This window comes from Streptomyces sp. NPDC041968, from assembly GCF_055589025.1.
Genome location: NZ_JBVJCB010000013.1, coordinates 178,229 through 204,560, shown reverse-complemented (window position 1 = coordinate 204,560; position 26,332 = coordinate 178,229). Strand labels below are relative to the sequence as shown.

The 26,332-nt window shown below is 72.6% G+C and carries 22 protein-coding genes and 1 pseudogene; 11 read left to right on the top strand and 12 right to left on the bottom strand.

The features are described from left to right. Positions 1–60: 60 nt before the first annotated feature. Complete coding sequence (locus tag ACZ6EG_RS28875) at positions 61–1,032, bottom strand: helix-turn-helix transcriptional regulator (RefSeq protein ID WP_391970951.1); 972 nt, start codon at positions 1,030–1,032, stop codon at positions 61–63. 62 nt (positions 1,033–1,094) lie between these two features. On the opposite strand from ACZ6EG_RS28875, the gene ACZ6EG_RS28870 reads away from it, so the two are divergent. From ACZ6EG_RS28870 to ACZ6EG_RS28855, 4 genes and pseudogenes are all read left to right on the top strand, one after another. Next, the gene (locus ACZ6EG_RS28870) at positions 1,095–2,615 is read left to right on the top strand and encodes an MFS transporter (protein WP_391970952.1); all 1,521 of its coding nucleotides are present in this window, start codon (positions 1,095–1,097) and stop codon (positions 2,613–2,615) included. Between the two features lie 191 nt (positions 2,616–2,806). Continuing rightward, positions 2,807–3,568, top strand: a complete 762-nt coding sequence (locus tag ACZ6EG_RS28865; protein ID WP_356609026.1) for a DeoR/GlpR family DNA-binding transcription regulator — start codon at positions 2,807–2,809, stop codon at positions 3,566–3,568. Next, on the top strand, positions 3,565–4,512 hold the full coding sequence (gene pfkB, locus ACZ6EG_RS28860) for a 1-phosphofructokinase (RefSeq protein ID WP_391970953.1): 948 nt from the start codon (positions 3,565–3,567) through the stop codon (positions 4,510–4,512). The genes ACZ6EG_RS28865 and pfkB overlap by 4 nt, the downstream gene beginning before the upstream one ends. A 178-nt stretch (positions 4,513–4,690) precedes the next feature. Continuing rightward, a pseudogene (locus ACZ6EG_RS28855) lies at positions 4,691–6,809 on the top strand (PTS fructose transporter subunit IIABC). A 121-nt stretch (positions 6,810–6,930) separates the two neighbouring features. Here ACZ6EG_RS28855 and ACZ6EG_RS28850 read toward each other — a convergent pair. The 4 genes from ACZ6EG_RS28850 to ACZ6EG_RS28835 all read right to left on the bottom strand — a co-directional run bounded on the left by ACZ6EG_RS28850 (position 6,931) and on the right by ACZ6EG_RS28835 (position 11,856). After that, positions 6,931–7,677: a DUF6227 family protein gene (locus ACZ6EG_RS28850; protein ID WP_391970955.1), complete on the bottom strand. Its 747-nt coding sequence runs from the start codon at positions 7,675–7,677 to the stop codon at positions 6,931–6,933. Positions 7,678–7,854: 177 nt separating this feature from the next. Next, the gene (locus tag ACZ6EG_RS28845) at positions 7,855–9,078 is read right to left on the bottom strand and encodes a L,D-transpeptidase (RefSeq protein ID WP_391970956.1); all 1,224 of its coding nucleotides are present in this window, start codon (positions 9,076–9,078) and stop codon (positions 7,855–7,857) included. 269 nt (positions 9,079–9,347) lie between these two features. Further along, on the bottom strand, positions 9,348–10,385 hold the full coding sequence (locus tag ACZ6EG_RS28840; protein ID WP_391970957.1) for a P1 family peptidase: 1,038 nt from the start codon (positions 10,383–10,385) through the stop codon (positions 9,348–9,350). 223 nt (positions 10,386–10,608) lie between these two features. Then, positions 10,609–11,856 carry a low temperature requirement protein A gene (locus tag ACZ6EG_RS28835; RefSeq protein ID WP_469608846.1) on the bottom strand — a complete coding sequence of 416 codons (1,248 nt, stop codon included), beginning with the start codon at positions 11,854–11,856 and terminating at the stop codon, positions 10,609–10,611. Positions 11,857–11,999: 143 nt separating this feature from the next. Between ACZ6EG_RS28835 and ACZ6EG_RS28830 the strand changes: the two genes are divergently transcribed. After that, positions 12,000–12,176: a hypothetical protein gene (locus ACZ6EG_RS28830; protein ID WP_469608844.1), complete on the top strand. Its 177-nt coding sequence runs from the start codon at positions 12,000–12,002 to the stop codon at positions 12,174–12,176. A 55-nt stretch (positions 12,177–12,231) separates the two neighbouring features. Here ACZ6EG_RS28830 and mscL read toward each other — a convergent pair whose 3' ends face one another. The 6 genes from mscL to ACZ6EG_RS28800 all read right to left on the bottom strand — a co-directional run bounded on the left by mscL (position 12,232) and on the right by ACZ6EG_RS28800 (position 18,290). Further along, a complete protein-coding gene (mscL, locus tag ACZ6EG_RS28825; protein WP_391970960.1) occupies positions 12,232–12,702 on the bottom strand; it encodes a large conductance mechanosensitive channel protein MscL in 471 nt (156 codons plus the stop codon). A 189-nt stretch (positions 12,703–12,891) separates the two neighbouring features. After that, positions 12,892–13,371 carry a hypothetical protein gene (locus ACZ6EG_RS28820; protein WP_391971148.1) on the bottom strand — a complete coding sequence of 160 codons (480 nt, stop codon included), beginning with the start codon at positions 13,369–13,371 and terminating at the stop codon, positions 12,892–12,894. 297 nt (positions 13,372–13,668) lie between these two features. Then, positions 13,669–14,511, bottom strand: coding sequence for an S-methyl-5'-thioadenosine phosphorylase (locus ACZ6EG_RS28815; protein WP_469608840.1), 843 nt, complete (start codon positions 14,509–14,511; stop codon positions 13,669–13,671). Between the two features lie 188 nt (positions 14,512–14,699). Then, complete coding sequence (locus ACZ6EG_RS28810) at positions 14,700–15,047, bottom strand: FmdB family zinc ribbon protein (RefSeq protein WP_469608837.1); 348 nt, start codon at positions 15,045–15,047, stop codon at positions 14,700–14,702. A gap of 68 nt (positions 15,048–15,115) precedes the next feature. Further along, the gene (locus ACZ6EG_RS28805; RefSeq protein ID WP_469608834.1) at positions 15,116–16,441 is read right to left on the bottom strand and encodes an MFS transporter; all 1,326 of its coding nucleotides are present in this window, start codon (positions 16,439–16,441) and stop codon (positions 15,116–15,118) included. Between the two features lie 247 nt (positions 16,442–16,688). Continuing rightward, positions 16,689–18,290 carry a potassium/proton antiporter gene (locus ACZ6EG_RS28800; RefSeq protein WP_391970964.1) on the bottom strand — a complete coding sequence of 534 codons (1,602 nt, stop codon included), beginning with the start codon at positions 18,288–18,290 and terminating at the stop codon, positions 16,689–16,691. A gap of 218 nt (positions 18,291–18,508) precedes the next feature. On the opposite strand from ACZ6EG_RS28800, the gene ACZ6EG_RS28795 reads away from it, so the two are divergent. Beyond that, positions 18,509–21,367, top strand: coding sequence for a penicillin acylase family protein (locus ACZ6EG_RS28795; protein ID WP_391970965.1), 2,859 nt, complete (start codon positions 18,509–18,511; stop codon positions 21,365–21,367). 90 nt (positions 21,368–21,457) lie between these two features. Here ACZ6EG_RS28795 and ACZ6EG_RS28790 read toward each other — a convergent pair whose 3' ends face one another. Then, positions 21,458–22,072 carry a 5-formyltetrahydrofolate cyclo-ligase gene (locus ACZ6EG_RS28790; RefSeq protein ID WP_469608829.1) on the bottom strand — a complete coding sequence of 205 codons (615 nt, stop codon included), beginning with the start codon at positions 22,070–22,072 and terminating at the stop codon, positions 21,458–21,460. Positions 22,073–22,165: 93 nt separating this feature from the next. Here ACZ6EG_RS28790 and galU point away from each other — a divergent pair, with 93 nt between their 5' ends. The 5 genes from galU to ACZ6EG_RS28765 all read left to right on the top strand — a co-directional run bounded on the left by galU (position 22,166) and on the right by ACZ6EG_RS28765 (position 26,163). Then, entirely contained in the window at positions 22,166–23,068 is a 903-nt protein-coding gene (galU, locus tag ACZ6EG_RS28785; RefSeq protein WP_356608994.1) for a UTP--glucose-1-phosphate uridylyltransferase GalU, read from the top strand. 71 nt (positions 23,069–23,139) lie between these two features. Further along, positions 23,140–24,423, top strand: coding sequence for a molybdotransferase-like divisome protein Glp (glp, locus tag ACZ6EG_RS28780; protein WP_391971149.1), 1,284 nt, complete (start codon positions 23,140–23,142; stop codon positions 24,421–24,423). 86 nt (positions 24,424–24,509) lie between these two features. Continuing rightward, the gene (gene moaC / locus ACZ6EG_RS28775; RefSeq protein ID WP_356608992.1) at positions 24,510–25,031 is read left to right on the top strand and encodes a cyclic pyranopterin monophosphate synthase MoaC; all 522 of its coding nucleotides are present in this window, start codon (positions 24,510–24,512) and stop codon (positions 25,029–25,031) included. Further along, positions 25,028–25,531 carry a MogA/MoaB family molybdenum cofactor biosynthesis protein gene (locus ACZ6EG_RS28770; RefSeq protein ID WP_356608990.1) on the top strand — a complete coding sequence of 168 codons (504 nt, stop codon included), beginning with the start codon at positions 25,028–25,030 and terminating at the stop codon, positions 25,529–25,531. Before moaC ends, ACZ6EG_RS28770 begins: the two co-directional genes overlap by 4 nt. Before the next feature lie 17 nt (positions 25,532–25,548). Continuing rightward, positions 25,549–26,163, top strand: a complete 615-nt coding sequence (locus tag ACZ6EG_RS28765) for a GNAT family N-acetyltransferase (protein ID WP_383649019.1) — start codon at positions 25,549–25,551, stop codon at positions 26,161–26,163. Positions 26,164–26,332 lie beyond the last annotated feature (169 nt).

The following is a 26,332-nucleotide window of genomic DNA, read 5'->3' as shown; positions in this document are numbered from 1 at the left end:
GGCGTGGGGCCCGCGGCGCCCTCCGCGCCCCCGTGGGTCGCAAGCCCTCCCCCTCCGCGGTCACGGCCCCTCCGCCGCCCTCGCCAACCGCGCCCCCAGCCCTCGTACGCACTCCACGAGTTCCACCGGCTCCCGCACCCGGAAGTCCACGTCCAGCATCGCGAGACGCAGCGCCATCCACTCCACCGCGTCGGACACGGTCGCCCGCAGGACGCACGACGCGCCGTCGTCCGCCGCCTCCGGTGCCCCCAGCCACGGCGGGAGGCGTGCCGCGACGACCTCGGCCGGGGCGTCGAAGGCGACCACGATCCCGTACGAGCCGCCCTGCCGCTGCATCGAGCGCCGCAGGTACTCCGCCGCGCTCCCGGTCGGCAGCTCGCGCGGAGCGAACCGCGCCCCGGTCGCCGACGGCTCGCTCACCCGGTCCACCCGGAAGGTCCGCCAGTCCTCCCGGTCGAGGTCGTAGGCGACCAGGTACCAGCGGCGCCCCGTCGACACCAGCCGGTACGGCTCCGTCACGCGCCGCGACTCGGTGCCGTCCCCCGCGCGGTAGGCGAACCGCAGCCGCTCCCGCCCGGCCACCGTGGACGCCATGACGGTCAGCGTCTCGGGGGCGATGCTCGGGCCGTCCCCGCTGGTCAGCGGTGTGGTCGCGGCCTGGAGCGTGGCGACGCGATGGCGCAGCCGCGACGGAAGCACCTGCTCCAGCTTGGCCAGCGCCCGCACCGACGCCTCGTCCACGCCCTCCACCGCGTGCCCGGCGCCGGCCCGCAGCCCGACCGCGATCGCCACCGCCTCCTCGTCGTCGAGGACGAGCGGCGGCATCGCCTTGCCGGCCACCAGCCGGTAGCCCCCGTCGGCGCCCATGGTCGCCTGTACCGGGTAGCCCAGCTCGCGCAGCCGGTCGATGTCCCGGCGGACCGTGCGACGGGAGACCCCGAGCCGGTCGGCCAGCTCGCCGCCGGGCCACTCGCGGGGCGTCTGGAGGAGGGAGAGGAGCGTCAGCAGCCGGGCCGGAGTATCCGTCGTCATGATGCCGAGGATGCCGTACATCTAGGACGAGATCTGTCCTACTGAAGGCATAGCTTCGTGCCATGACCTTCTCGCACACCCCGGATCCCGCCCCGGCCCGGCAGGCCGCCGGCGACCGCCGTCGCTGGTTCGCCCTAGCGATCGTGATGACCGCCGCCTTCATGGACCTGGTCGACGTCACCATCGTCAACATCGCGATCCCGTCGATCCAGCGGGACGAGGGCGCCACCTTCAGCCAGATCCAGTGGATCACCGCCGGTTACGCCCTCGCCTTCGCCGCCGGCCTGATCACCGGCGGACGGCTCGGCGACATACACGGCCGCAAGCGGGTGTTCCTCATCGGTATCGGCGGCTTCACCGTGGCGTCCGCGCTGTGCGGCCTCGCCGTGAACCCGGAGATGCTGGTCGCCTCCCGCATCCTCCAGGGCGCCATGGCGGCGCTGATGGTGCCGCAGGTGCTGTCGATCGTGCACGCCACCTTCCCCGCGCACGAACGCGGCAAGGTGTTCGGCCTGTTCGGCGCGATCGTCGGCCTGGGTGCCGTGTCCGGCCCGCTGCTGGGCGCCCTGCTCACCGAGTGGAACCTGTTCGGGCTCGAGTGGCGGCCCATCTTCCTCATCAACCTGCCGGTCGGCGTCGCCGGACTCGTCCTCGGCAGCCGCTACATCACCGAGTCGAGGGCGCCGCGCGCCCTCAAACTCGACCTGGTCGGGGTCGCCCTGGTCACCCTCGGTCTGCTGATGCTGGTCTACCCGCTCACCCGGGGGCGTGAGCTGGGCTGGCCGCTGTGGGGGTACCTCTCGATGGCCGGCGCGGTCGTGGTCCTCGCGGTGCTGGTGGCGTACGAGCGGCGCAAGAGCGCCCGGGACGGTTCGCCGCTGGTCGAACTGTCGCTGTTCAGGGTGAAGAGCTTCGCGGCCGGTATCGCCGTGCAGACCGTGTTCGGCGTCGCGCTCGGCGTCTTCTTCCTGGTGTGGACGCTGTACATGCAGGTGGGGCTCGGCTGGAGCCCGCTGCGGGCCGGACTGACGGGCGTGCCGTTCTCGCTCGCCGTCTCCGTGGCGGCCGGGGTGTCGGTGCAGAAGCTGGTACCGCGCTTCGGACGCAAGGTGCTCCAGGCCGGCGCGCTGGTGATGGCGGCCGGTGTCCTGCTCTACATCTGGGAGTCCGAGCACTACGGCCTCGGCGTCACCTCCTGGCAGATGGCGCTGCCGCTCGTCGTGATGGGCGTCGGCATGGGCCTGATCGTCGCCCCGCTGACGGACGCGGTGCTGTCCCAGGTGCCGCGTGAGCACGCCGGTGCCGCGTCCGGGCTCATCAACACCGTGCAGCAGATGGGCAACGCGCTCGGGCTCGGCCTGGTGTCGGTGGTCTTCTTCGGCACGATGAGCGACCACCTGGCCCCGGCCCGTGTCGGCCCGGCCTACGCGGACGCCTTCGAGAACGCGCTGGGCTGGGTGGCCGCGGTCCTGGCCGTGATCTTCCTGCTGATGTTCGCGCTGCCCAAGCGGCCCGCCCAGCATGTGGAGGGGGCGCAGGACGACACCGGCCCGGCGCTGAAGAAGGAACCCACGCTGGTCTGACCACCGCGTTCCCACGGGCGGCGAGGGGGGCGGGTCCGGCACTTCGGTGCGGACCCGCCCCCCTTCGCCGCGCATGTCTGTTCACGCCCGTTCATGTTGGACTGCTTCCGCTTCTCTGTTTACAAAGCGGAATGCCGGGCGTAACCTCCCGTGAAACCACAGGTTCGGGCACGAGGTGGAGGCGAACGGACATGTACGCACCGGAGCGGCAGCAGGAGATCCTCCGGCTCGCCCGGGACGGCGGCCGGGTGGACGTGGTGTCGCTGGCCGAGGAGTTCCAGGTGACGGCGGAGACGATCCGTCGGGACCTGAAGGCCCTCGACCGCGCCGGTGTGCTCCGCCGGGTGCACGGCGGCGCCATCCCCGCCGGCCGGCTCGACTTCGAGCCCGACCTCGCCGAGCGCGAGTCCACGGCGGCCGACGAGAAGGACCGCATCGCCAAGGCGGCCCTGGCGGAGCTGCCGGCCGACGGCACCGTGATCCTCGACGCCGGTTCGACGGTGGCACTGCTGGCCGCGGCCATCCCGCCGGAGACCTCGCTGACCGTCGTCACCCACAGCCTGCCCATCGCGGCCCGCCTCGCCGACCACCCCGGCATCCAGCTCCACCTGGTCGGCGGGCGCGTGCGGCACCGTACGCGCGCCGCCGTGGACGCCTGGGCGCTGCGCGCGTACGGCGAGATCCGCGCCGACGTGGCCCTGGTGGCCGCCAACGGCTTCTCCGCCGGGCACGGCCTGACCACGCCCGACCTCGCCGAGGCCGCGGTGAAGCGCGCCGCCGTCGCGGCCGCCCGGCGCGTGGTGCTGCTCGCCGACTCCTCCAAACACGGGCAGGAGCACTTCGCCCGCTTCGGTGCGCTGAGCGACGTGGACCTGTTGATCACCGACAGCGGGCTGAGCCCCGACGACGCCGCCGCCGTCGAGCAGGCCGGCCCGGAAGTGGTACGCGCATGATCCTCACCGTCACCCCCAACCCGTCCCTGGACCGCACCTACGAGGTGCCCTCCCTGGACCGCGGCGAGGTCGTCCGCGCCACGGGCGAGCGCGTGGACCCGGGCGGCAAGGGCGTCAACGTCTCGCGCGCGGTGACGGCCGCGGGCCGGCGTACCGTGGCGGTGCTGCCGCTCGGCGGCGCCCCCGGCGCTCTCGTGGCCGACCTGCTCCACGCCCAGGGCATCGAGGTCGCGGCGGTGCCGATCGCCGGCGCCACCCGGTCCAACATCGCGCTCGCCGAGGCCGACGGCGTCCTGACGAAGATCAACGCACCGGGGCCCGAACTGTCGCAGGCCGAGCGGGACCTGCTGCTGGAGACCGTACGGCGGCAGTCCCGCGGCGCCGACTGGATCGCCTGCTGCGGCAGCCTGCCGCGCCCGCTGGCCCCCTCCTGGTACGCGGCCCTGGTCGCCCGGGCGCACGCCGCCGGGGTCCGCATCGCCCTGGACACCTCCGGACCCGCCCTCCTGCACGCACTGCGCGAACGCCCCGACGTGGTCAAGCCGAACGCCGAGGAACTGGCCCAGGCCGTCGGACGCCCCCTGGCCACCGTCGGCGACGCCCTGAAGGCCGCGGAGGAGCTGCGGGAGCTGGGCGCCCGCTCCGTACTGGCCAGCCTGGGCGCCGACGGACAGCTGCTCGTGGACGACGCGGGCGCCTGGTTCGGCAGCGCCCGCGTGGCGGCCGTACGCAGCAACGTCGGCGCCGGTGACTCCTCGCTCGCCGGGTTCCTCGTCGCCGGCGGTGCGGGGCCGGACGCCCTCGCCTCCGCCGTCGCGCACGGCGCGGCCGCCGTCCAGCTCCCCGGCAGCGTGATGCCCGCGCCGGCCGACCTCGACCCGGGCTCGGTGACGGTCACGGCCGAGGTGCCGGTGGACCGCGCGCTGCGGGAGCCGGCGTCATGACCGGCGCGTGCGTGGCCCTTCCCCGGGTGACGGGCGGGGCCGTACCCCGGACGTCCGTCGCCGCCGTCCCGGGCCGCCGTGGCCCGGGCCCCCGTCCCCACCGCAGTACCCCCGCCCCCCTCCCCGTCCTCGCCCACCACCTCACCTCCCGGGCGATACGCGAGCTAAGGAGCCCGCGATGAGCGACATGATCACCGCGGATCTGGTCGACCTCGACCTGTCCGCCGACACCAAGGAAGCGGCGGCACGTGCCCTCGCCGGGCGGATGGCGGCCCTGGGCCGGGTGACCGACCTGGAGGGCTTCCTGGCCGACGTGGCCGCCCGCGAGGCGCAGATGCCGACCGGCCTCGACGGCGGCATCGGCATCCCGCACTGCCGCAGCGAGCACGTCACCGAGCCGACGCTCGCCTTCGGGCGCAGTGCGGACGGCATCGACTTCGGGGCGGCGGACGGCCCGGCCGACCTGATCTTCCTGATCGCCGCGCCGGCGGGTGCCGACGACGCCCACCTGACGATCCTCTCCGCCCTGGCCCGGCAGCTCATGAAAGCCGAGTTCACCACCGCGCTGCGGTCGGCGGGCGAGGCGGGGGAGGCCGTGGCACTGATCCGGGGCGAGGCGCCGGCCGACCCCGCGGGCGAACCCCGTACCGCGGAGGGACCCGCGGGCGCCCAGGACCCCGTGGCGGACTCGGCGGCGGCCTCCGCCGAGCCCGCCACGGACAGCCCCGGCAGGACGGACGCGGCGGAGGCCGGCCGGGCGTCGGGGGCGGGGGAACCGGCCGCACCCGGGCGCCCCTTCCGCATCGTCGCCGTCACCTCCTGCCCCACCGGCATCGCGCACACCTACATGGCCGCCGAGGCGCTGGAGAACGCGGGCCGTGAGGCGGGCGTCGAGGTCGTCGTCGAGACCCAGGGATCGGCCGGCTTCAGCCGCCTCGACCCGGCGGTGATCGCGGCGGCTGACGGCGTGATCCTCGCCCATGACGTGCCCGTGCGCGAGAAGGACCGCTTCGCCGGGAAACCCACCGTCGACACCGGCGTCAAGGCCGCCGTGAACCGGCCCGGCGAACTGATCGGCGAGGTCCGTGCCAAGGCGGCCCGCGGCGAGGTCACGGCCGCCGGGCCGGCCGGCAAGGCGCCCGCCGAGCGCGGCGGCGAGGCCGGTGAGGGGTACGGCACCACACTGCGCAAGTGGCTGATGTCCGGCGTCAGTTACATGGTCCCGTTCGTCGCGGCCGGCGGTCTGCTCATCGCCCTCGGCTTCGCGATCGGCGGCTACGAGATCAACAAGGCGCCGTCGGTGACGGACCACTTCGTGTGGACGCAGGCCGACAGCTGGGCGGCGCTGCTGTTCCAGATCGGCGGCGTGGCCTTCGCCTTCCTCGTCCCGGTGCTGGCCGGCTACATCGCCTACGGCATGGCCGACCGGCCCGGCCTGGTGCCCGGCTTCGTCGGCGGCTCGATCGCGCTGACCATCGACGCCGGTTTCCTCGGTGGGCTGGCGGCCGGTCTGCTCTCCGGTGCCGTGGTGATGGCCATCCAGCGGATACGGATCCCGGCGGTGCTGCGCGGCATCATGCCGGTGGTGGTGATCCCGCTGATCTCCGCGGCCGTCGTCGGGTTCCTGATGTTCGTGGTGATCGGCAAGCCCATCGCCTCCGCGCAGCAGGATGACCGACTGGCTGGGCGACCTGTCCGGCGCCAACGCCGTCCTGCTCGGCGCCCTGCTCGGCCTCATGATGTGCTTCGACCTGGGCGGCCCGGTCAACAAGGTCGCCTACGCCTTCGCCACCGCCGGCATCGCCGTGTCGGACCCGAGCGACTCCGCGATGAAGATCATGGCCGCGGTCATGGCGGCGGGCATGGTCCCGCCGCTGGCGATGGCCCTGGCCACGACCGTCCGCTCCCGGCTCTTCGACGCCGCCGAACGCGAGAACGGCAAGGCCGCCTGGGTGCTGGGCGCCTCCTTCATCTCCGAGGGCGCCATCCCGTTCGCCGCCGCTGACCCGCTGCGGGTCATCCCGGCGTCCATGGCGGGTGGCGCACTGACCGGGGCGCTGTCGATGGCCTTCGGTGCCACGCTGCGCGCCCCGCACGGCGGCGTCTTCGTGGTCCCCCTCATCGGCAATCCGCTGCTCTACCTGGTCGCGATCGCGGCGGGCGTCTGCGTCACCACGGCCCTGGTGGTCGTCCTCAAGGGCCTGCGCAGGCCGGCGCCCGGAGGGGCGGCCCAGGGGCCCGGCGACGCCGATCCGTCCGCCGCGGCGCCGGGAACGAAGCGGCCGGTGGCCGCGTAGGGCGTGAGCGACGTCGATCCGGCGTTCTCCGGGCCGGGTTCCGACGGGACCCGGCCCGGACGCGTCGCCCCCGCGGGCGTCGGTCTCCCGGAGGCGCGCGGGCTCCTCGTCGCGGGAACGCTCAGGAGACCTGCGCCGCGCGCAGCTCCATCGCCCGCCGGGCGGCTTCCTCGCTCTCGTACACCTCGCACATGTGCCGCCCGTCGGGCGTGGCCGTGTGCTCGACCTCCCAGAGGGAGACCTCGGCGCCGTCACGCAGCAGGAAGGCGTGCTCGTAGAGCGAGAAGCCGACGCGGGCGCGGCCCGCGCGGCCGGGGCCGCCGAAGGCCTGGGTGATCCGGTGCCCGGACGCCGTCGCCAGCCGGGCGGCGAGGTCGGCGCCGGGCCGGTCCGGGTTCTCCGCGCGGCGCAGCAGCCTGCGGGCGTGGTCCGCCGAGGCGTCCGGGACGTAGGCGTGCCGCGGGGCGGGGGCCGCGGACAGCTGCACCTGCACCGGCAGTTCGAAGTCGGGGGCGTCCGGCGGCAGGGCCAGCCGGGCGGTGGCGGTGCGCAGCTCCTCCTCGTCGACGTACACCTCGTGCTGCGGTTCGCTGCCCGGCGCGGTGTTGTGCACGATCTCCCAGAGGGTGAGCGCGGAGCCGTCGGCGAGCAGCCAGGTGTGGCGGTACGTCTCGCGGTGCAGGCCCGCGCTGTGGTGCGCGGAGTGCAGCGAACCGTCGTGCGCCAGCGCGCAGTCCAGCTGTCGTATCGTCTCGTCGGGCAGCTCGAACGAGTTCAGGGCGCGACCCAGCAGTCGCATGAGGTGCTCCTCCGGAGACTCCGGCGACTCGGGTGGTTCGTACGCTGCCGTCTCGTACGGAACGCTCAAGGTTTCTCCCGGCGTTGCTGCATGTCACCTTGTGGGTGCATACCGTAGCCCCTCGGTCGGACATCATGTCCGGGAACCGAGAAAACGTACGCACGAAAAACGAGCGGGCCGCGCGAAATGTTCCCGCGCGACCCGACGGTCACTCAAAAAACGCTGCTCAGAGGGTCGGTCGGCCGGTCAGACGGCGCTGCCGTCGACCCACTCGCCCCATGCCATGTTCCAGCCGTTGAGGCCGTTGTCCGGCGCGATCGTGCCGTCCGGGGAGTTCTTGACGGTCACCACGTCCCCGATCAGCGAGTTGTCGTAGAACCACTTGCCGTCGGTGGCGCCCTGCCCGCCCTGGGCGTCCCGCAGCCCGACGCAGCCGTGGCTGGTGCCCTGGACGCCGAAGGGCGGATTGCCCCGGTCGTACCAGTAGTTGCCGTGGACGAAGGTGCCGGACCGGCTCAGCCGCATCGCGTGCGGCACGTCCGGGATGTCGTACTCCCCGCCGAAGCCGACCGTCGACCCGTCCATGTGCGTCCGCTCGGACTTCTCCGAGATCACCATCTGCCCGTTGTACGTCGGGTTCTCGGCGCTGCCCGCCGAGATCGGGACCGACTTGAGGGTCTTGCCGTCGCGCACGACCGTCATGGTCTGCGTGTCCGCGTCGACCGTGGAGACCTGGGCACGGCCCACCGTGAAGGTGACGGTCTTCCGCTGCACGCCGTGGATGCCGTTCGCACCCTCGACCCCGTCCAGGTCGATCCTCATCGTGACCTTGGAGCCGGCCTTCCAGTACTCCTCGGGCCGGAAGTCGAGCCGCTGGTCACCGAACCAGTGCCCGACCACCTCCTGGCCGCTGCTGGAGGTGACCGTGATGTGCGACTGCACGTTCTTCCGGTCGCTGATCGCCTTGTCGAAGGTGAACGACACCGGCATCCCCACACCCACCGTGGTGCCGCCGTCCGGGGTGTACGAGCCGATGAAGCTGTTGGCCGAGGAGACGGTCGTGAAGACCGAGTCGGCGGCGGCCGGGCGGCCGTTCGCGTCCTTGGCCTGTGCCGTGATCCGGTACTTGGTGCCGCGCTCCAGTTGCTCCTTCGGCTTCCAGCTGCCGCCGTCCGCCGACACCGCGCCCGGCACGGTCGCGCCCGTCTCGGCCACCGTCATCCGCACGTCGGTCAGCCGGCCGTCGCTGACCTTCACGCCGGTCGCGTTGATCGAGGCGCCGGTCGAGCCGTCCTTCGCCGAGATCACGACCTCCGCCACCGAGGTCTTCGCGGAGTCCGCGCCGCCCCTGCCGTCCTTCTTGTCCTCGGCGCTGGCGCTTCCGCCGCAGGCGGTGAGGGCGAGGGCGCCGACGACCAGGGCGGCGACCGCCACCGGTACGCGCCGCGATGCTATGTCCGCCGTTGTCACGGGCTGCTCCAGGTTCAGGTGTTGTGCGGTGTCCGCTTCAGCCCTGTAGAGGCGGTCGGCGGCCGCCGGGGTTCCCACCGGTCGCCCGGAACACCGACGCGTGACAGAACCGGGACAATCACCCGCCCGTCCGCCCGTCCGCCCAACCGGTCCTGGAACGCCGCCCGTAGAGCCTCGCGCCCGAACCCGTGCGGCCGCTCGCGAACCACCCCGCACCGGCCGGGACGGGTCGCCCGTCGAAGCTCCCGGCCGGCGCTGGGCGGAGGCACTCAGGGCTGCTCCACCCCGTACAGCTCCTCGTAGGACGGCCACGCCCCGCCCGGCCCGTCCACCGGTCCGGCGGCCCGTACGGCGCGCACGATCGCGCGGGTCACCACGTCCGCGCCCGCCGCCAGCACCTCGTTCAGCGCGAGCGGCTGACGCGGGTCGAGGGGGCGCTCGCCGGTCGCCAGGGCGAACACCGTGTCCCCGTCGCTGAGCAGGTGCACCGGGCGGACCGCCCGGGCGATGCCGTCGTGCGAGGTGCCGGCCAGCTTCTGCGCCTGTGCCTTGGACAGGTCCGCGTCGGTGGCGACCACGGCGAGCGTGGTGTTCAACGGCGGCGGCGCGTTCCTCGCCGCGACCTCGTCGAGACGCCGGCCGGCGGCCGCGTGGACGGCGGGTGCCGGATAGCGGACCCGCCCACCCCGGAACAACTCCCCGTACAGAACCCCCGTCTCCGGATCCGTCACCGACCCCGCCGCGTTGGCCACCACCAGCGCCGCCACCGTGATCCCCGAGTCCAGCACGGTGCTCGCCGTGCCGATCCCGCCCTTCAGCGTGCCGACCACGGCGCCCGTGCCCGCCCCGACGCAGCCCTCGGCGACCTCCGCGCCCGATCCGCTCGCGTGGGCCGCCTCGACCGCCGCCCGTCCCGTGGCCGCGTCCGGCCTGGCCCGGAAGTCGCCCCCACGCCCCAGGTCGAAGACGCAGGCCGCGGGCACCACCGGCACGACGTGAGCGGGGTCCGGGCCGACGCGCACCCCACGCCGGTGCTCCTCCAGCCAGGCCATCACCCCCGACGCGGCGTCGAGCCCGTACGCGCTGCCCCCGGTCAGCACCACCGCCTGCACCTTCCGCACCAGGTTCCGCGGATCGAGCGCGTCGGTCTCCTTGGTGCCGGGGCCGCCTCCGCGCACGTCCACGCCGGCGACCGCCCCGCCCTCCGGCGCGAGCACCACCGTCGTGCCCGTGAGCCACCCGTCGCCGGTCCGCGTCGCATGCCCCACCGACAGGCCCGCGACATCCGTCAATGCGTCAACTGTCATGCCGCCAGTCTCGACGAGGCACGGGCCCGCCCTCGACGAGGCACGGGCCCGCCCTCGACGAGGCACGGGCACGGTCTCGACGAGGTGCGGCCCGCTCCCGACGCGGCGCGGACACGTCGCCGCGGGTGCAGGCGCGGTCTCCACGGGCAACGGGCACGGTCTCCACGCGGCCCGGGTGCGGGCGGGCGGAGACACAAGCACGGCGGAGGACGCCCAGGCGATGTCAGGCGTCCGGCGTCACCGGTTTCCGGCGGTGGACCCTCCGCCGCGCGGTCAGCGCCACCCCCGCCGCCACGGCCAGGGCCAGGGCCAGGACGATCCCGGCCACGAGCACGGCCATGTCGCCGAGGAGGGTGCAGCAGATCACGAGCAGCGCGGCCGTCGGCAGGACCAGCTGTTCGGCCAGGCCGACCTTGAAGTGCCGGGCGTGCAGGGCCCACACCGTGAGCAGGAAGAGCGCCGTCGGCAGGGTCACCGCCGCGGACGCCGCCAGCTCCGAGATGTGCGCCTTGCCCACCGCCTGTTCCACCGCCACCTCCAGACCGGCACCGATCGCCGCGGCGGAGGCGAACACCAGGTAGTGGCCGTAGCCCCACAGGAACGACTGCCTGCTGGACCGCAGGTACCCGTGGACGGGCACGACGAAGTAGATCCACCAGGCGGCGAAGACGATGAGCAGACCGCCCGCCGCGATCGGCAGCAGCTCGCCCAGCGCGTCGTTCTCCTCGATGCCGGACTTCACCGCGACCGTGGCCGCGGCGATGGTCTCGCCGAGCACGATGATCGTGAACAGTCCGTACCGCTCGGCGATGTGGTGCGGGTGCCAGGACGACGGGTGCTTGCGCTCCGCGAAGGCCGGCACGCACAGCTCCAGCACCACCATGACCAGGAACAGCCAGCCCCGCCCGCCCTCCGGCAGGAACAGCAGCCCCAGCCAGCCGAGCTGGCAGACCAGCACGCCACCGGCGTACCTCAGCGCCATCGCGTTCTCCGGCGGCCCGGCGGAACGGGCCGCCCTCAGCCACTGCGCCGACATGGCCACCCTCATGATCACGTAGCCAAGGACCACGGCCGTCCAGTCGTGGTCCTCGAAGGCCCGGGAGACCCCGGCCGCGAGGACCAGCACACCGGCGATCTGCACGAGGGTGACGATGCGGTAGAGCACGTCGTCGTTGTCGTACGCCGAGGCGAACCAGGTGAAGTTCATCCACGCCCACCAGACGGCGAAGAAGACCATCGCGTAGTTGAGGACGCCCTCGCCGGCATGGCTCTCGGCGACGGAGTGCACCAACTGGGCGCCGGCCTGGGCGACGGCGACCACGAAGCACAGATCGAAGAAGAGCTCCAACGGGGTGGCGGCGCGGTGCGCCTCGTGTCGGCCGCGGGCCGTCAGCCTGCGCAGGGGCGGGTGCACGCCGGGAGCGTCGGGCGGCCCCGAGGGCGCGCTTGCGGGGGTCGGACTGGACGTCATGGTCCCCAGCACAGCAGAGACGGTCCGGATGTGCTTGCGGACGCTCCCGTACGCCGGGAGGGGCGGGGACGGCGGAGCGCCGCCCACCCGGAGGGGCGGGGAAGGCGGAGCATCGGCCGCCGGGCGAGCCGTACCCTGGAGCCATGAGTACCGCCCCCGATCCCGAGCCCTGCGCACCCCGGCCCGCGCTGGTCTTCGACGACCCGCTGGACCAGCAGACCTCGGACGACACCGACCACGGCTGGGGCGAGCGGTCCGAACGCGACAGCGCGGCCGACCTCAAGCGCTTCCTCGACGAGAAGCCGCCCCACCACCTGTGAGCGAAGCGGGCACCCGCCCGCGGTCCAGCCGTTCCCGCCGCGGGCGGCGACGGCGTTACGGGCGGTCGTGACCCGACCCGCGCTGCGCGACCAGGGCGTCGCGGATCTCCTTGAGCACCTCCAGCTCGGAGACCTCGATGATCTCCTGCGTGCTCTCCTTCGCCTTGCGACGGGCCTCCATCCTGGCCAGGTACTTCGACATGGGCAGGACCATCAGGAAGTAGACGACGGCCGCGGTGATCAGGAAGGTGAGGGTGGCGCCCAGCACCGAGCCCCAGAGGATCCGCACGCCCGTCGCACTGTCGCCGGTACCGGTGCAGGGGCCCTTGAGACAGGAGCTGTAGCTGTCCAGGCTCTGGGTGCCGAACGCTCCGATCAGGGGGTTGATGACCCCCTTCACCACCGAGTTGACGATGTTGGTGAAGGCGGCGCCGATGACGACCGCCACCGCCAGATCGATGACGTTCCCGCGCATCAGGAAGACCTTGAAGCCCTGCCAGACGCTCGGCTCGTTCTTCTCGCTCACCTCGGGGGCTCTCCTCGCATGAACAGGTCTCGCCCGACCGGGGTGCGCGGGAACAGGGAGCGCACGAACGGGTCTGTCGCGGACCAGGTGGGGAACAAAACGCTCCGCAACCTACGTCAGCGTTGGGCCGTCCTGTCCAATCAGGCCCCTCGATCGAGCGACCGGAGGGCGCTGGGCGGTCGCGGGTACTCAGCACAGCGTCACCGCCAGCCGTGCCGACGCCCCCGCGCCGACCAGCCGGTGCGCGGTGGCGCGCGGCACCGAGACCACGACCAGCGCCCCGCCCGCCGTGGCCCCGTCCTCGGGCTCGGGCAGCTTCGTCACCCGCGCTCCGCGCGCGATCACCGAGGCGTCGCCCGTGCCGCCGTCGCCGGCCGCGACGACATCGACCCGGTCGCCCGGCCTGAGCAGTCGGACGGTGGCCGCGTCGGCGATCCGCAGCGGCGCCGTCACCAGCTCCGCGCCGTGCCGCTTGCGCACCTGCTCGGTGACCGGGTGCCCCCGCGCCCGCTGGGCGTCCTGGGAACCGGCTCCGGGGCGCGGGCCGGCCGCGACCAGCGCCGCGGCGGTGACGACGAGCCCGGCGGCCACCGCCCGTCGCCGGTGCCTGAGGAGCCGGTGCAGCTGCTGCCGCCCGCCGCGCACCCGCACGGGAGCGAAGTGCGGCACCTCGCAGGTGGGCGGGGCGTCGGTGCCGAGCGGCAGCGCGGCGTGACCGGTGGGACGGGACAGGGACATGGGGACCACCACCTGTGACGAGGGAACGGCTTGCGGACCCACGATGGGCCCTTTCGCCGCCGCCCGCCGAGGCCCGTGGACGGCCGCCCGGCTGTGGAAAACTCCGCCACTCGAACGTGACGTTCCGGCCGGTCCGGGCTTCACCGCCCGCACAGGCCGGCCCCGCGGCCTGCCCAGGCTCCGGCCCCCGCCCGGCCCGTCCCGTGGCCCGCCTCGCTCCACCCAGCGCTACGGCAGCGCGATCCCCGGGTCCATGCCGCCGAGGGCCGTCGCGCACCGGCAGTCGCGCTCCCCGGTCGCCGGGAGTGCGGCCACCGTGTCGAACAGGACGCCCCGCAGCCGGTCCACGTTCGCCGCGAACACGCGCAGGACCTCCTCGTGCGAGACCCCCTCGCCGCTCTCCGCGCCGGCGTCAAGGTCGGTGACGAGGGTCAGGGAGGTGTAGCAGAGCTCCAGTTCACGGGCGAGTGCCGCTTCCGGGTGGCCGGTCATGCCCACCACCGACCAGCCCTGCGCCTGGTGCCACAGCGACTCCGCACGCGTCCCGAAGCGCGGTCCCTCGACCACGACCAGGGTGCCGCCGTCCACGGGCTCCCAGTCGCGTCCCCGGGCCGCCTTCAGCGCGGCGGTCCGGCCGACGGCGCAGTACGGGTCGGCCAGCGAGACGTGCACGACGTTGGGCACCGTGCCGTCGGGCGTCGGCAGCCCGTCGAAGTAGGTCGACGGGCGGGTCCTCGTACGGTCGACGAACTGGTCCGGCACCAGCAGGGTCCCGGGACCGTACTCGGGGCGCAGGCCGCCGACCGCGCACGGGCCGAGGATCTGGCGCGCGCCGACCGAGCGGAGCGCCCAGAGGTTGGCCCGGTAGTTGATCCGGTGGGGCGGCAGATGGTGGCCGCGCCCGTGCCGGGGCAGGAAGGCGACCCGCCGGCCGGCGACCTCGCCGAGGAAGAGGGAGTCGCTGGGCGGCCCGTACGGGGTGTCCACCTCGACCTCGGTCACGTCGTCGAGGAACGAGTACAGACCGGAGCCGCCGATCACGCCGATCTCGGCATTCACCTTGTTCGCCATGCCCGCACCCTAGCCGTCCCGTGAAACGCCGGGGACCCCGTCGTCGGCGGACGACAGGGTCTCGGGAGGAACCGTGAAAAAAGGCCTCCGCAGCGGTGGAGCCCACGCGGCCCGGCGGCCCACGCGGCCCGGCTGCCTACGGAACCCGGCTGCCTACGCGGCCACGGAAACCGCACGGCTGCCGGGAACTATGCGGCGGTGGAACCCGCGGAGCTGCCGGAGCCCGACGAGGAGCCCGACTTCGCCGACGAACCGGAGCCCGACGACGAACCCGAGTCCGACGAAGAAGACGAAGACGAGGACGACGTCGAGGAGGTGCCCGACTTCGAGGACGACGACGGCGAGCTGCTGGACGAGCTGCCGCGGCTGTCGTTGCGGTAGAAGCCGGAGCCCTTGAAGACGATGCCGACCGCGGAGAACACCTTCTTCAGGCGCCCCTGGCAGTTCGGGCATTCGGTCAGAGCGTCGTCGGTGAACTTCTGCACCGCCTCGAGGCCCTCGCCGCACTCGGTGCACTGGTACTGGTACGTCGGCACTTGTCTTCCTCCTGGCACTCTCACTCGATGAGTGCTAACGACGGTCCATAGTGACGCATTCCTCGGGATCAGTCCACTACGGCAGGCTCGCGGTGACCGACGCCACGTGTGACCGTGCGCGCGACCTCACGCGCGCGCGGCCGGGCCGCCAGCCGCGAGCGCAACGCCAACAGCGTCGCCAGCGCGAGCACCGTGCCGCCCATCGGCACCAGGAACCCGGCGCCGCCCCACAGCCGGTCCTCCAGCTGGCCGGAGACGGTCACGGCCGCCGCCTGGCCGAGCGCCACGGCGCCGGTGAGCCAGGTGAAGGCCTCGGTGCGGGCGCCGGCCGGGACCAGGCCCTCGACCAGGGTGTAGCCGGTGATCAGGGCGGGCGCGACGCACACGCCGACGAGCAGGCCGAGCCCGGCCAGGACCAGCACCGAGTGCGCGGCCCACAGGCCGGACGCGGTCAGCGCCAGGGCGGTGTACCCGACCAGGAGGCGCCGCTGCGGGGCGGCCTTCCAGGCGATGGCGCCGCAGGCCAGACCGGAGAGCATGTTGCCCGCCGCGAAGACGCCGTACAGGACGCCGTTCAGCCCGGGCTCGCCGATGGACTCGGTGAACGCGGCCAGCGACACCTGCATGCCGCCGAAGACGGAACCGATGCCCAGGAAGACCACGATCAGGACGCGCACCCCGGGGATGCGCAGCGCCGGAACGTGCTCCACGCGCGCGTGGTCGCCGTCGGAGCGGCCGACCACCGGCTGGGTGCTCTTCTGCGCGGCGAACAGCAGACCGCCCACCAGGGTGAGCGCGGCCTCCGTGACCAGGCCCGCGGCCGGGTTCACGGCCGTGCACAGGGCGGTCGCCACCAGCGGGCCGAGGACGAAGGTCAGCTCGTCCGTGACGGACTCGAAGGCGGCCGCCGTGCTCATCAGGGGGGATCCCTTGAGCTTCACGGCCCAGCGGGCCCGCACCATGGGACCGACCTGCGGCACCGAGGCGCCGGTGGGCACGGCAGCCGCGAACAGCGCCCACAGGGGTGCGTCCGCGAGGGCGAGGACGGTCAGGGTCAGACCGGCCGCCGTGTGCACCAGCACGCCGGGGAGCAGCACGGCGCGCTGCCCGTGGCGGTCGGCGAGCCGGCCGCTGTAGGGGGCGAACAGGGCCATGGAGACGCCGGTGACGGCCGCCACGGCGCCCGCGACGCCGTAGGAGCCGGAGGTGTGCTGCACGAGCAGCACGATGGAGAGCGTCAGCATGGCGAAGGGCTGGCGCGCCGCGAAGCCGGGGAGCAGGAACGTCCAGGCGCCGCGGGTGCGCAGCAGCTGCCCGTATCCGGGCCGGGCGGAGGCGGGCGCGTGCGGGTCCCTCTCCTGCGACTTCTTCGACGGGGTGACCGTGGATGCCACGGCCCGTGCCTTTCTGCCGCCTGGTAGCGCGGTTCCCGTGCATGGTTCGTGGCCGTGCGGGAGCGCCGAGAGCTGTCCTCTTGCGCGGACTGCGGTAGATGCCGGAGCCCGAAGGGGGAGGGGGCGTCCCGGCCGCCATACGGTCGCGCCAGCTCTGCGTCAGGCAGAGTTGGTTCGATCAGGTGCCGCCTTCATCGTACAGGGATCAAAGGGGCGCGGCCTGTGAAAGGGAGCACCCCTCACCCGTTCACCTGCGATTGCCGCCCGTGGCTCCGGAGTGCAGCCAGCCGGCCAGCTTGCCGCCCTGGCCGACCGCGCGCAGCCGCGCCTCGGCGGCGTCCCGGACCGGGTCGGTCGCGACCACCAGCAGCTCGTCCCCGCGCCGCAGCCCCGTCGTCGGCAGCGGCACGAACGACTTGCCGTCGCGGACGACCAGCGTGACGGCGGACCCGGCCGGCAGCCGCAGCTCGTTGACCTCGACGCCGTGCATCCTCGACCCCTCGGGGATGGTCAGCGAGAGCAGGTGCCCGCGCAGCCGCTCCAGGGGCGCCGACTCGATGCCGAGGTCGGCGGCCTCGTCGGCGTTGCCCAGGCGCAGCTTGCCGGCCAGCCAGGGCAGCGTCGGCCCCTGGACCAGGGTGTAGACGCAGACCAGCACGAAGACGATGTTGAAGATCCGGCGGCTGCCGTCGACGCCCTCCACCATGGGGATCGTCGCCAGGACGATGGGCACCGCGCCGCGCAGCCCCGCCCAGGACATCAGCGCCTTCTCCCGCCACGGCACCCGGAACGGCAGCAGGGACAGCACGACGCTCAGCGGGCGCGCCACCAGTGTCAGCACCAGCCCGATGACCAGGGCGGGCAGGATGTCGTCACCCAGTTCGTGCGGGGTGACCAGCAGGCCGAGCAGCACGAACATGCCGATCTGCGCGAGCCAGCCGAGCCCGTCGGCGAACCCGCGGGTGGCGGGCCAGTGCGGCAGCCGGGCGTTGCCCATGACCATCGAGGCGAGGTAGACCGCCAGGAAACCGCTGCCGTGGGCCATCGCGCCGGCCGCGTAGGCCGCGACGGCGATCGACATGACGGCAATGGGGTAGAGGCCGGAGGCGGGCAGCGCGACGTGCCGCAGCCCCCACGACCCGAGCCAGCCGACCGCGAGGCCGATGGCCGCGCCGATGGCCAGCTCCAGGGCGATCTCGCCCAGCAGCAGGTACCAGTGCTCGATCGGACCGGCCGCGGAGAAGGCGACCACGAGGATGACCACCGGGGCGTCGTTGAAGCCCGACTCGGCCTCCAACGTGCCCGTTATGCGCGCGGGCAGCGGAATCCTGCGCAGCACCGAGAAGACGGCCGCGGCGTCCGTCGAGGACACCACCGCCCCCACGATCAGCGCCTGCCGCCACTCCAGCCCGGTCAGGTAGTGGGCGCCCGCCGCCGTGACGCCGACACTGATCGCGACTCCGACCAGGGCCAGCGCGGAGGCGGCCGGCAGGGCCGGTTTCGCCTCCTTCCACTTCGTGCCGAGGCCGCCCTCGGCCAGGATCACGACCAGGGCGGCATAGCCGATGACCTGGACCAGTTCGGCGTCGTCGAACTTGATGTCGCCGATGCCGTCCTGGCCCATGGCGACGCCGATGGCCAGGTAGACGAGCAGGCTGGGGAGCCCGCTGCGCGAGGAGATCCGGACCGCCGCCACGGCGATGAGCAGGACCAGTGAGCACAGGAGCAGGAGCTGGTTGAGGTGGTGGACAGTCAGCGGCCGTTCCCTTCCCTGGCGCACAGCACGGTTCACAGCACGTACCACGGCGGACGGGCGCGCCCGCGCGGTGAGCTGCAAGCACACCCCCATGGCACACGAAGCCGCAGTGCTCCGCGGACAACTACTTCGTTACCTTACCTAACTCTTGACGCTTTCTTGACGCTCGCCTTGGCAAGATCGAACGCCCGTGCGCGCCCGTACCCGACTCCGCGTCATGGGGGAGCGGGGCCTGCGCCTACAGTTGCTCCAGCGTTCAGTACAAAGCACAGCCCGCCCCTGCCGCTCGTGTTAGGACAGCAAGGACAGCGATGCCCCCCACCAAAACCGCCTCCACGGGTCAGCAGCCCGGCAAGTCCGGCAGGAAGAAGGGGCGCAAAGCGCGCCTGTTCGTCCTCGTGCTGGTACTGGCCCTCATCGGCGGCCTCGTCTACGGGGCGTACTGGTCCATCAGCACCGTCCGCGCGTCCTTCCCGCAGACCAAGGGCTCGATCACGCTCGAAGGCCTGGCGGGACCGGTCGACGTCAAACGCGACGGCTACGGCATCCCGCAGGTCTACGCCTCCTCCGACGAGGACCTGTTCATGGCGCAGGGCTACGTCCAGGCGCAGGACCGGTTCTACGAGATGGACGTGCGCCGGCACATGACCGCGGGGCGCCTGTCGGAGATGTTCGGCAAGGGCCAGGTCGACAACGACGAGTTCCTGCGCACCCTGGGCTGGCACCGGGTGGCGCAGAAGGAGTACGACGAGAAGCTGTCGGCCTCCACGAAGAAGTACCTCCAGGCGTACGCCAAGGGCGTCAACGCCTATCTGAAGGGCAAGGACGGCGCGGACATCTCCCTGGAGTACGCGGCCCTCGGGTTCACCAACGACTACAAGCCCCAGGAGTGGACCCCGGTCGACTCGGTGGCCTGGCTCAAGGCCATGGCCTGGGACCTGCGCGGGAACATGCAGGACGAGGTCGACCGCGCCCTGATGACCAGCAGGCTGGGCCCCAAGCAGATCGCCGACCTGTATCCGGCGTACCCGTACGACCGGAACAAGGCGATCGTCCAGGAGGGCCAGTACGACGAGGTCACCCAGACGTTCGACGGCGGCGGGTCGTCCGGCGGCGACGGCTCCGGAACGGGCACCGGCACCGGCACGGGGACCGGAACGGGCACCGGCACCGGCACAGGGTCCGGAACGGGCACGGGGAGCGGTACGGGCACTGGTACGGGCACGGGAAGCGGTACGGGCACTGGTACGGGCACGGGCACAGGTACCGGCCTGGAGAGCCAACTGGCCAGCCTCCAGAACGTCCTGGACGACGTCCCCACCGCCGTCGGTGTGAACGGCAACGGCATCGGCTCCAACTCCTGGGTCGTCTCCGGCGAGCACACCATCACCGGCAAGCCGCTGCTGGCCAACGACCCGCACCTGTCGCCGTCGCTGCCGTCCGTCTGGTACCAGATGGGCCTGCACTGCCGCAGCGTCTCCGCGAAGTGCCAGTACGACGTCGCCGGCTACACCTTCGCGGGCATGCCCGGCGTGGTCATCGGCCACAACCAGGACATCGCCTGGGGCCTGACCAACTCCGGCGTCGACGTCACCGACCTGTACCTGGAGAAGATCACCGGCGCCGGCTACCAGTACGACGGCAAGGTGGTCCCCTTCGAGACGCGCGAGGAGACCATCAAGGTCGCCGGCGGCGAGTCCAAGAAGATCGTCGTCCGCGAGACCAACAACGGCCCCCTGCTCTCCGACCGCGACGACGAGCTGGTGAAGACCGGCAGGAAGGCCACCGTCGACACCTCCGCCCCCGACCGCGGCGACGGCTACGGTGTCGCGCTGCGCTGGACCGCGCTGGAGGCGGGCACCACCATGGACGCCGTCTTCGCGATCGACCGGGCGAAGGACTGGGACGACTTCCGCGAGGCCGCCACGCTCTTCGACGTCCCCTCGCAGAACCTCGTCTACGCCGACGGCGAGCACATCGGCTACACGCTGCCCGGCAAGATCCCGGTGCGCGCCGAGGGCCACGACGGCTCCGTCCCGGCACCGGGCTGGAACCCCGAGTACCGGTGGACCGGCGAGTACATCGACCAGGACGAGCTGCCCTACGAGTACGACCCGGACCGCGGCTACATCGTCACCGCCAACCAGGCCGCCGTCGACGCGGACGAGTACCCGTACACGCTGACCGCGGACTGGGGCTACGGCACCCGCAGTCAGCGGATCACCTCCCTGATCGAGCAGAAGATCAAGGACGGCGGCAAGATCTCCACCGACGACATGCGCCAGATGCAGCTGGACAACAGCAGCGAGATGGCCAAGCTGCTCGTACCCCAGCTGCTGAAGATCGACGTCGGCGACAAGGACGTCCGCGAGGCGCAGAAGCTCCTCGAGGGCTGGGACTACACGCAGGACGCCGACTCGGCGGCCGCCGCCTACTTCAACGCGGTCTGGCGCAACCTCCTCAAGCTCGCCTTCGGCAACAAGCTGCCCAAGGAACTGCGCGTCGAGGGCCAGTGCCTGTGGGTCGACCCGGTCAACACCACCGGACCCGCGGACGAGACCAACAAGGTCCGCGAGTGCGGCCAGCGCGACGCCGACCAGGCGCAGCCCGACGGGGGCGACCGCTGGTTCGAGGTCGTCCGCAACCTGCTGGACAAGCCGAAGAGCGACTGGTGGACGACGCCCGCCAACGGCACCCGCAAGGGCGCCGACCACAACCGCGACGACCTGTTCAAGCGCGCCATGGTGGACGCCCGCTGGGAGCTGACCGCCAAGCTCGGCAAGGACATCGACTCCTGGAACTGGGGTCGGCTGCACCGCCTGTTCCTGAAGAACCAGACCCTGGGCACCGAGGGCCCCGGCTTCGTGAAGTACGCCCTCAACCGCGGGCCCTGGAAGCTCAGCGGCGGCGAGGCGGCGGTCAACGCCTCCGGCTGGAACGCGGCCGGCGGCTTCGGGGTGGTGTGGGTGCCGTCCATGCGGATGGTGGTCAACCTCGGCGACCTCGACAAGTCCCGCTGGATCAACCTCACCGGCGCCTCCGGACACGCGTACAGCGCCCACTACACCGACCAGACGGACAAGTGGGCCGACGGGGAGCTGCTGCCGTGGGCCTTCTCGAAGAAGGCGGTCGACGAGAGTACGAGCGACACCCTGGTGCTCAAGCCCTAGCCCTCGCACCGCTCGACGAGAACGGCCTCCACGCGCGCGTGGAGGCCGTTCTCGTGTCCGCCCGGGGTCAGCGGGTGTGTCCGCCGGCGGTCAGCGGAACCGCCGCACCCCCGAGGGCGTCACCACCGCGTCCACCGGCCGGTCGTGCGGTTCACCGGGGACGTGTGCCACGACCTCCCAGTCGTACAGCAGCACCAGCAGCGCGGACCGCGTGTCCGCCCGCTCCAGGCGCGCCAGGACCCGGTCGTACGACCCGCCGCCGCGCCCCAGCCGCATGCCGCGCGCGTCGACCGCAAGACCCGGCAGCAGCACCACCTCGGCCCCGGTCACCGCGTCCGGCCCCAGACGCTCACCGGCGGGCTCCCACAGGGCCATCCGCCCCCCGTGCCGCACGCGCGCGAGGGACTCCTCGCCCGTGTACGCGCCCCAGTCCAGGTCGTTGTCCGGCAGCAGCGCGGGCAGCAGGACCCGCACGCCCCGCGCGCGCAGCGCGTCGAGGAGCGTGAGGGTGCCCGGTTCGGCGCCCACCGACACGTACGCCGCCACGGTGTGCGCCCCCGCCACCTCCGGCGACGCGAGCGCCCGCGCGGCCAGAGCGTCCGCCGATTCCCGCACGTCATCCGCGGTCAACCTGCTCCTCGCCGCGAGGAACTCCCGCCGCAACGTGCGTTTGTCAGGTTCGCTTCCGGGGTCGATGTGACGCACTGCTCACTCCTCGAACGCTCTAATGCGCTCATATGAGCGCCACTGATTCGGAGTCACAGATTCTCCCTATTGGCACCGGATATGGTGTCGCGCATGACTCAGTCCCACCCCAGGATCAGCAAGGCTGTCATCCCCGCAGCCGGGCTCGGTACCCGGTTCCTGCCGGCAACGAAAGCCACTCCCAAGGAGATGCTGCCGGTCGTCGACAAGCCGGCGATCCAGTACGTGGTCGAAGAGGCCGTGTCCGCCGGCCTCGGCGACGTCCTCATGGTCACGGGCCGCAACAAGCGCCCCCTCGAGGACCACTTCGACCGCAACTATGAGCTGGAGTCCGCCCTCCAGAAGAAGGGCGACGCCGGCCGGCTGGCCAAGGTCCAGGAGTCCAGCGACCTCGCCATGATCCACTACGTCCGCCAGGGCGACCCCAAGGGACTCGGCCACGCCGTGCTCTGCGCCGCCCCGCACGTCGGCAACGAGCCCTTCGCGGTGCTGCTCGGCGACGACCTGATCGACCCCCGCGACCCTCTGCTGCAGCGCATGATCGACGTGCAGGAGCAGCACGGCGGCAGCGTCATCGCCCTCATGGAGGTCGCGCCCGAGCAGATCCACCTCTACGGCTGCGCGGCCGTAGAGGCCACCGAGGACGGCGACGTCGTCAAGGTCGGCGGACTGGTCGAGAAGCCCGACCCGGCCGACGCCCCCTCGAACTACGCCATCATCGGCCGCTACGTCCTCGACCCGCACATCTTCGACATACTCCGCAAGACGGAGCCCGGCCGCGGCGGCGAGATCCAGCTGACCGACGCCCTCCAGCAGCTCGCGGAGGACGAGAAGGTGGGCGGCCCGGTGCACGGCGTCGTCTTCAAGGGCCGCCGCTATGACACCGGCGACCGCGGCGACTATCTGCGTGCCATTGTCAGACTCGCGTGCGAACGTGAAGATCTGGGCCCGGACTTCCGGACCTGGCTTCGCAGTTACGTAGCCGAGGAGATGTAGCGACGTTGAGCAGCACCGCGCACCGTGACGCCGGCCACGACCACACCGCGGCGGACTTCGGTCCGGACCGGCTGTGGTCGGTGCAGGACCACCTGGACGACATCCTGGCCACCGTCCGCCCCCTGGAACCCATCGAGTTGAACCTGCTCGACGCCCAGGGCTGCGTCCTGGTCGACGACGTCACGGTGCCGCTCCCCCTGCCGCCGTTCGACAACAGCTCCATGGACGGGTACGCGGTGCGGGTCGCCGACGTCGCGGGCGCGAGCGAGGAGTTCCCCGCGGTCCTGGAGGTCGTCGGGGACGTCGCCGCGGGCCAGGCCGACCCGCTCTCCGTGGGCCCCGGCCAGGCCGCCCGCATCATGACGGGCGCCCCGCTCCCGCCCGGCGCCGAGACCGTCGTCCCCGTGGAGTGGACCGACGGCGGGCTCGGCGAGGGCCCGGCGGACGGCATGCGCGCCCGCAGCCTCGCGCCGGAGGGTGCCGAGGGCCAGGTCCACGTGTACCGGCCGGCCGAGGCAGGCGCGCACGTGCGCGCCAAGGGCAGCGACGTCAGGTCCGGCGCCCGCGCGCTGGAGGCCGGCACGATCCTCGGCCCGCCGCAGATCGCCCTGCTCGCCGCGATCGGCCGCGGCAGGGTCCGCGTGCGACCGCGTCCGCGCGTGGTCGTGCTCTCCACCGGCAGCGAACTGGTCCAGCCCGACGAGGAGCTGGCCGCCGGTCAGATCTACGACTCCAACAGCTTCGCCCTCACCGCCGCCGCCCGCGACGCCGGCGCGATCGCCTACCGGGTGGGCGCCGTCGCCGACGACGCCGAGACCCTGCGGTCCACCATCGAGGACCAGTTGGTCCGCGCCGACCTGATGGTCACCACCGGCGGGGTGAGCGTCGGGGCGTACGACGTGGTCAAGGAGGCGCTGGCGCACGTCGCCGACGAGGACGAGCCGGGCAGCGGCGTCGACTTCCGCAAGCTCGCCATGCAGCCCGGCAAGCCCCAGGGCTTCGGCTCCGTCGGTCCCGACCACACCCCGCTCCTCGCCCTGCCGGGCAATCCGGTGTCGTCGTACGTCTCCTTCGAGCTGTTCGTCCGCCCGGCGATCCGCACCCTCATGGGACTCCCCGACGTCCACCGTCCCACGACCACCGCGTCGCTCACCGCCGACGAGGCGCTGTCCTCGCCCAAGGGACGCCGGCAGTTCCTGCGCGGCACCTTCGCCGACGGGGCGGTCACCCCGGTCGGCGGCGCCGGCTCCCACCTCGTGGCCGCCCTCGCGCACGCCGACGCGCTGATCGTCGTACCCGAGGACACCGAGACCGTCGAGCCGGGCGCCGAGGTCGAAGTGGTCCTGCTCGGCTGACCCCGCCCCCTTGGCGGTACCGTGTCGCGCACAGCAGGCCCACGCGCCGCACCGCGCCGGGCCCGGACCGGGAGCGCCACACGAGCATGAGTACGCAGGACCGACCCCCGCACCACGGCCAGGACGCGCACGACCCGCGAGGCCGGCTGACGCACATCGACGAGGCGGGCGCCGCCCGGATGGTCGACGTGTCCGGCAAGGACGTGACCGCACGCACCGCGCGCGCGAGCGGACGCGTCCTCGTCGCCCCCCGCGTGGTCGAGCTGCTGCGCGGCGAGGGCGTCCCCAAGGGCGACGCCCTGGCCACCGCGCGGATCGCGGGCATCATGGGCGCCAAACGCACCCCGGATCTGATCCCCTTGTGCCACCCGTTGGCGCTCTCCGGTGTGAAACTGGACCTGTCGGTCGCGGACGACGCCGTGGAGATCACCGCCACGGTGCGGACGACGGATCGCACGGGTGTGGAGATGGAGGCGCTCACCGCGGTCACCGTCGCCGCGCTCACCGTGATCGACATGGTCAAGGCGGTCGACAAGGGAGCGGTCATCACGGACGTGCGGGTCGAGGAGAAGACGGGCGGCAAGTCGGGCGACTGGAGCCGGTCATGAGCTACCGCGCGCTGGTGGTCACCGCCTCCAACCGGGCCGCCGCCGGGGTCTACGAGGACAAGGGCGGCCCGCTGGTCGCCGAGGGCCTGCGCCGCTTCGGGTTCGCCGTCGACGGCCCCCGGGTCGTCCCGGACGGCGACCCCGTCGAGGCCGCCCTGCGGGCAGGCGCCGAGGCGGGGTACGACGTGATCGTCACCACCGGCGGTACCGGCATCTCGCCCACCGACCGCACCCCCGAGGCGACGCGCGCGGTGATCGACCACGAGGTCCCCGGCATCGCGGAGGCGGTGCGGGCGTACGGCCGGGAGAAGGTGCCGACCGCGGTGCTCTCCCGGGGCCTGGCGGGAGTGGCGGGCCGCACGCTGATCGTCAACCTGCCGGGATCGTCCGGCGGGGTGCGGGACGGCCTCGCCGTGCTGGAGCCGCTGCTCACGCACGCGGTCGACCAGCTCCGCGGGGGCGACCACCCCAGACCGGCCAGTGACGGGGGTGCGAGCTGAACAGCCCCTCCTGGCCTGTGGAGCTGGTGGACGGTGATCTCGTCCTCCGGCCGATAAAGCTGCGCGACCAGCGGATCTGGCGAGAGGTCAACCGGCGCAACCGGGACTGGCTGCGCCCCTGGGAGGCGACCATCCCGCCGCCCACGCCCGGTGGCCCGCTGGTGAACCGGCCGACCTACCGTCAGATGGTGCGGCACCTCCGGTCCGAGGCGCACGCCGGACGGATGCTGCCCTTCGTCATCGAGTACCAGGGCCGCCTGGTCGGACAGCTGACGGTGGCCGGGATCACCTGGGGCTCGATGTGCTCCGGGCACGTCGGTTACTGGGTGGACGAGGCGGTCGCCGGCCGCGGGGTGATGCCGACGGCCGTGGCGATGGTGGTGGACCACTGTTTCCGCACCGTCGGACTGCACCGGGTCGAGGTCTGTATTCGCCCCGAGAACGCGCCCAGCCGACGGGTCGTGGAGAAACTCGGATTCCGCGAGGAAGGGCTCCGGCCGCGTTATCTCCACATCGACGGAGCCTGGCGTGACCACCTGGTCTTCGCGCTCACCGCGGAAGAGGTCCCCGAGGGGCTGCTGCGACGATGGCACCGGTCGCGGGACCGGAGCGCACGGAACTCGGGTAATTGAATAAACGTTCGAAAATGATCGGGCTGTGACCGTCCCGAACGGATAATCTCCCCGCATCGGCGGTGTGCTGATCGCATCGATCACAAAAAAAGTTCGAAATATCAGCCAGATCGTGCGACACACCGGCCCAATTGGCGGATGGCCCCGCGCAAACCCCTCTACCGTGTGA

Coding starts and splice junctions, on each gene's coding strand:
- ACZ6EG_RS28875 (WP_391970951.1), bottom strand. CDS start 1,032: ATGACGACGGATACTCCGGCCCGGCTGCTGACGCTCCTCTCCCTCCTC.
- ACZ6EG_RS28870 (WP_391970952.1), top strand. CDS start 1,095: ATGACCTTCTCGCACACCCCGGATCCCGCCCCGGCCCGGCAGGCCGCC.
- ACZ6EG_RS28865 (WP_356609026.1), top strand. CDS start 2,807: ATGTACGCACCGGAGCGGCAGCAGGAGATCCTCCGGCTCGCCCGGGAC.
- pfkB (WP_391970953.1), top strand. CDS start 3,565: ATGATCCTCACCGTCACCCCCAACCCGTCCCTGGACCGCACCTACGAG.
- ACZ6EG_RS28840 (WP_391970957.1), bottom strand. CDS start 10,385: ATGACAGTTGACGCATTGACGGATGTCGCGGGCCTGTCGGTGGGGCAT.
- ACZ6EG_RS28835 (WP_469608846.1), bottom strand. CDS start 11,856: ATGACGTCCAGTCCGACCCCCGCAAGCGCGCCCTCGGGGCCGCCCGAC.
- ACZ6EG_RS28830 (WP_469608844.1), top strand. CDS start 12,000: ATGAGTACCGCCCCCGATCCCGAGCCCTGCGCACCCCGGCCCGCGCTG.
- ACZ6EG_RS28815 (WP_469608840.1), bottom strand. CDS start 14,511: ATGGCGAACAAGGTGAATGCCGAGATCGGCGTGATCGGCGGCTCCGGT.
- ACZ6EG_RS28800 (WP_391970964.1), bottom strand. CDS start 18,290: ATGGGGGTGTGCTTGCAGCTCACCGCGCGGGCGCGCCCGTCCGCCGTG.
- ACZ6EG_RS28795 (WP_391970965.1), top strand. CDS start 18,509: ATGCCCCCCACCAAAACCGCCTCCACGGGTCAGCAGCCCGGCAAGTCC.
- galU (WP_356608994.1), top strand. CDS start 22,166: ATGACTCAGTCCCACCCCAGGATCAGCAAGGCTGTCATCCCCGCAGCC.
- moaC (WP_356608992.1), top strand. CDS start 24,510: ATGAGTACGCAGGACCGACCCCCGCACCACGGCCAGGACGCGCACGAC.
- ACZ6EG_RS28770 (WP_356608990.1), top strand. CDS start 25,028: ATGAGCTACCGCGCGCTGGTGGTCACCGCCTCCAACCGGGCCGCCGCC.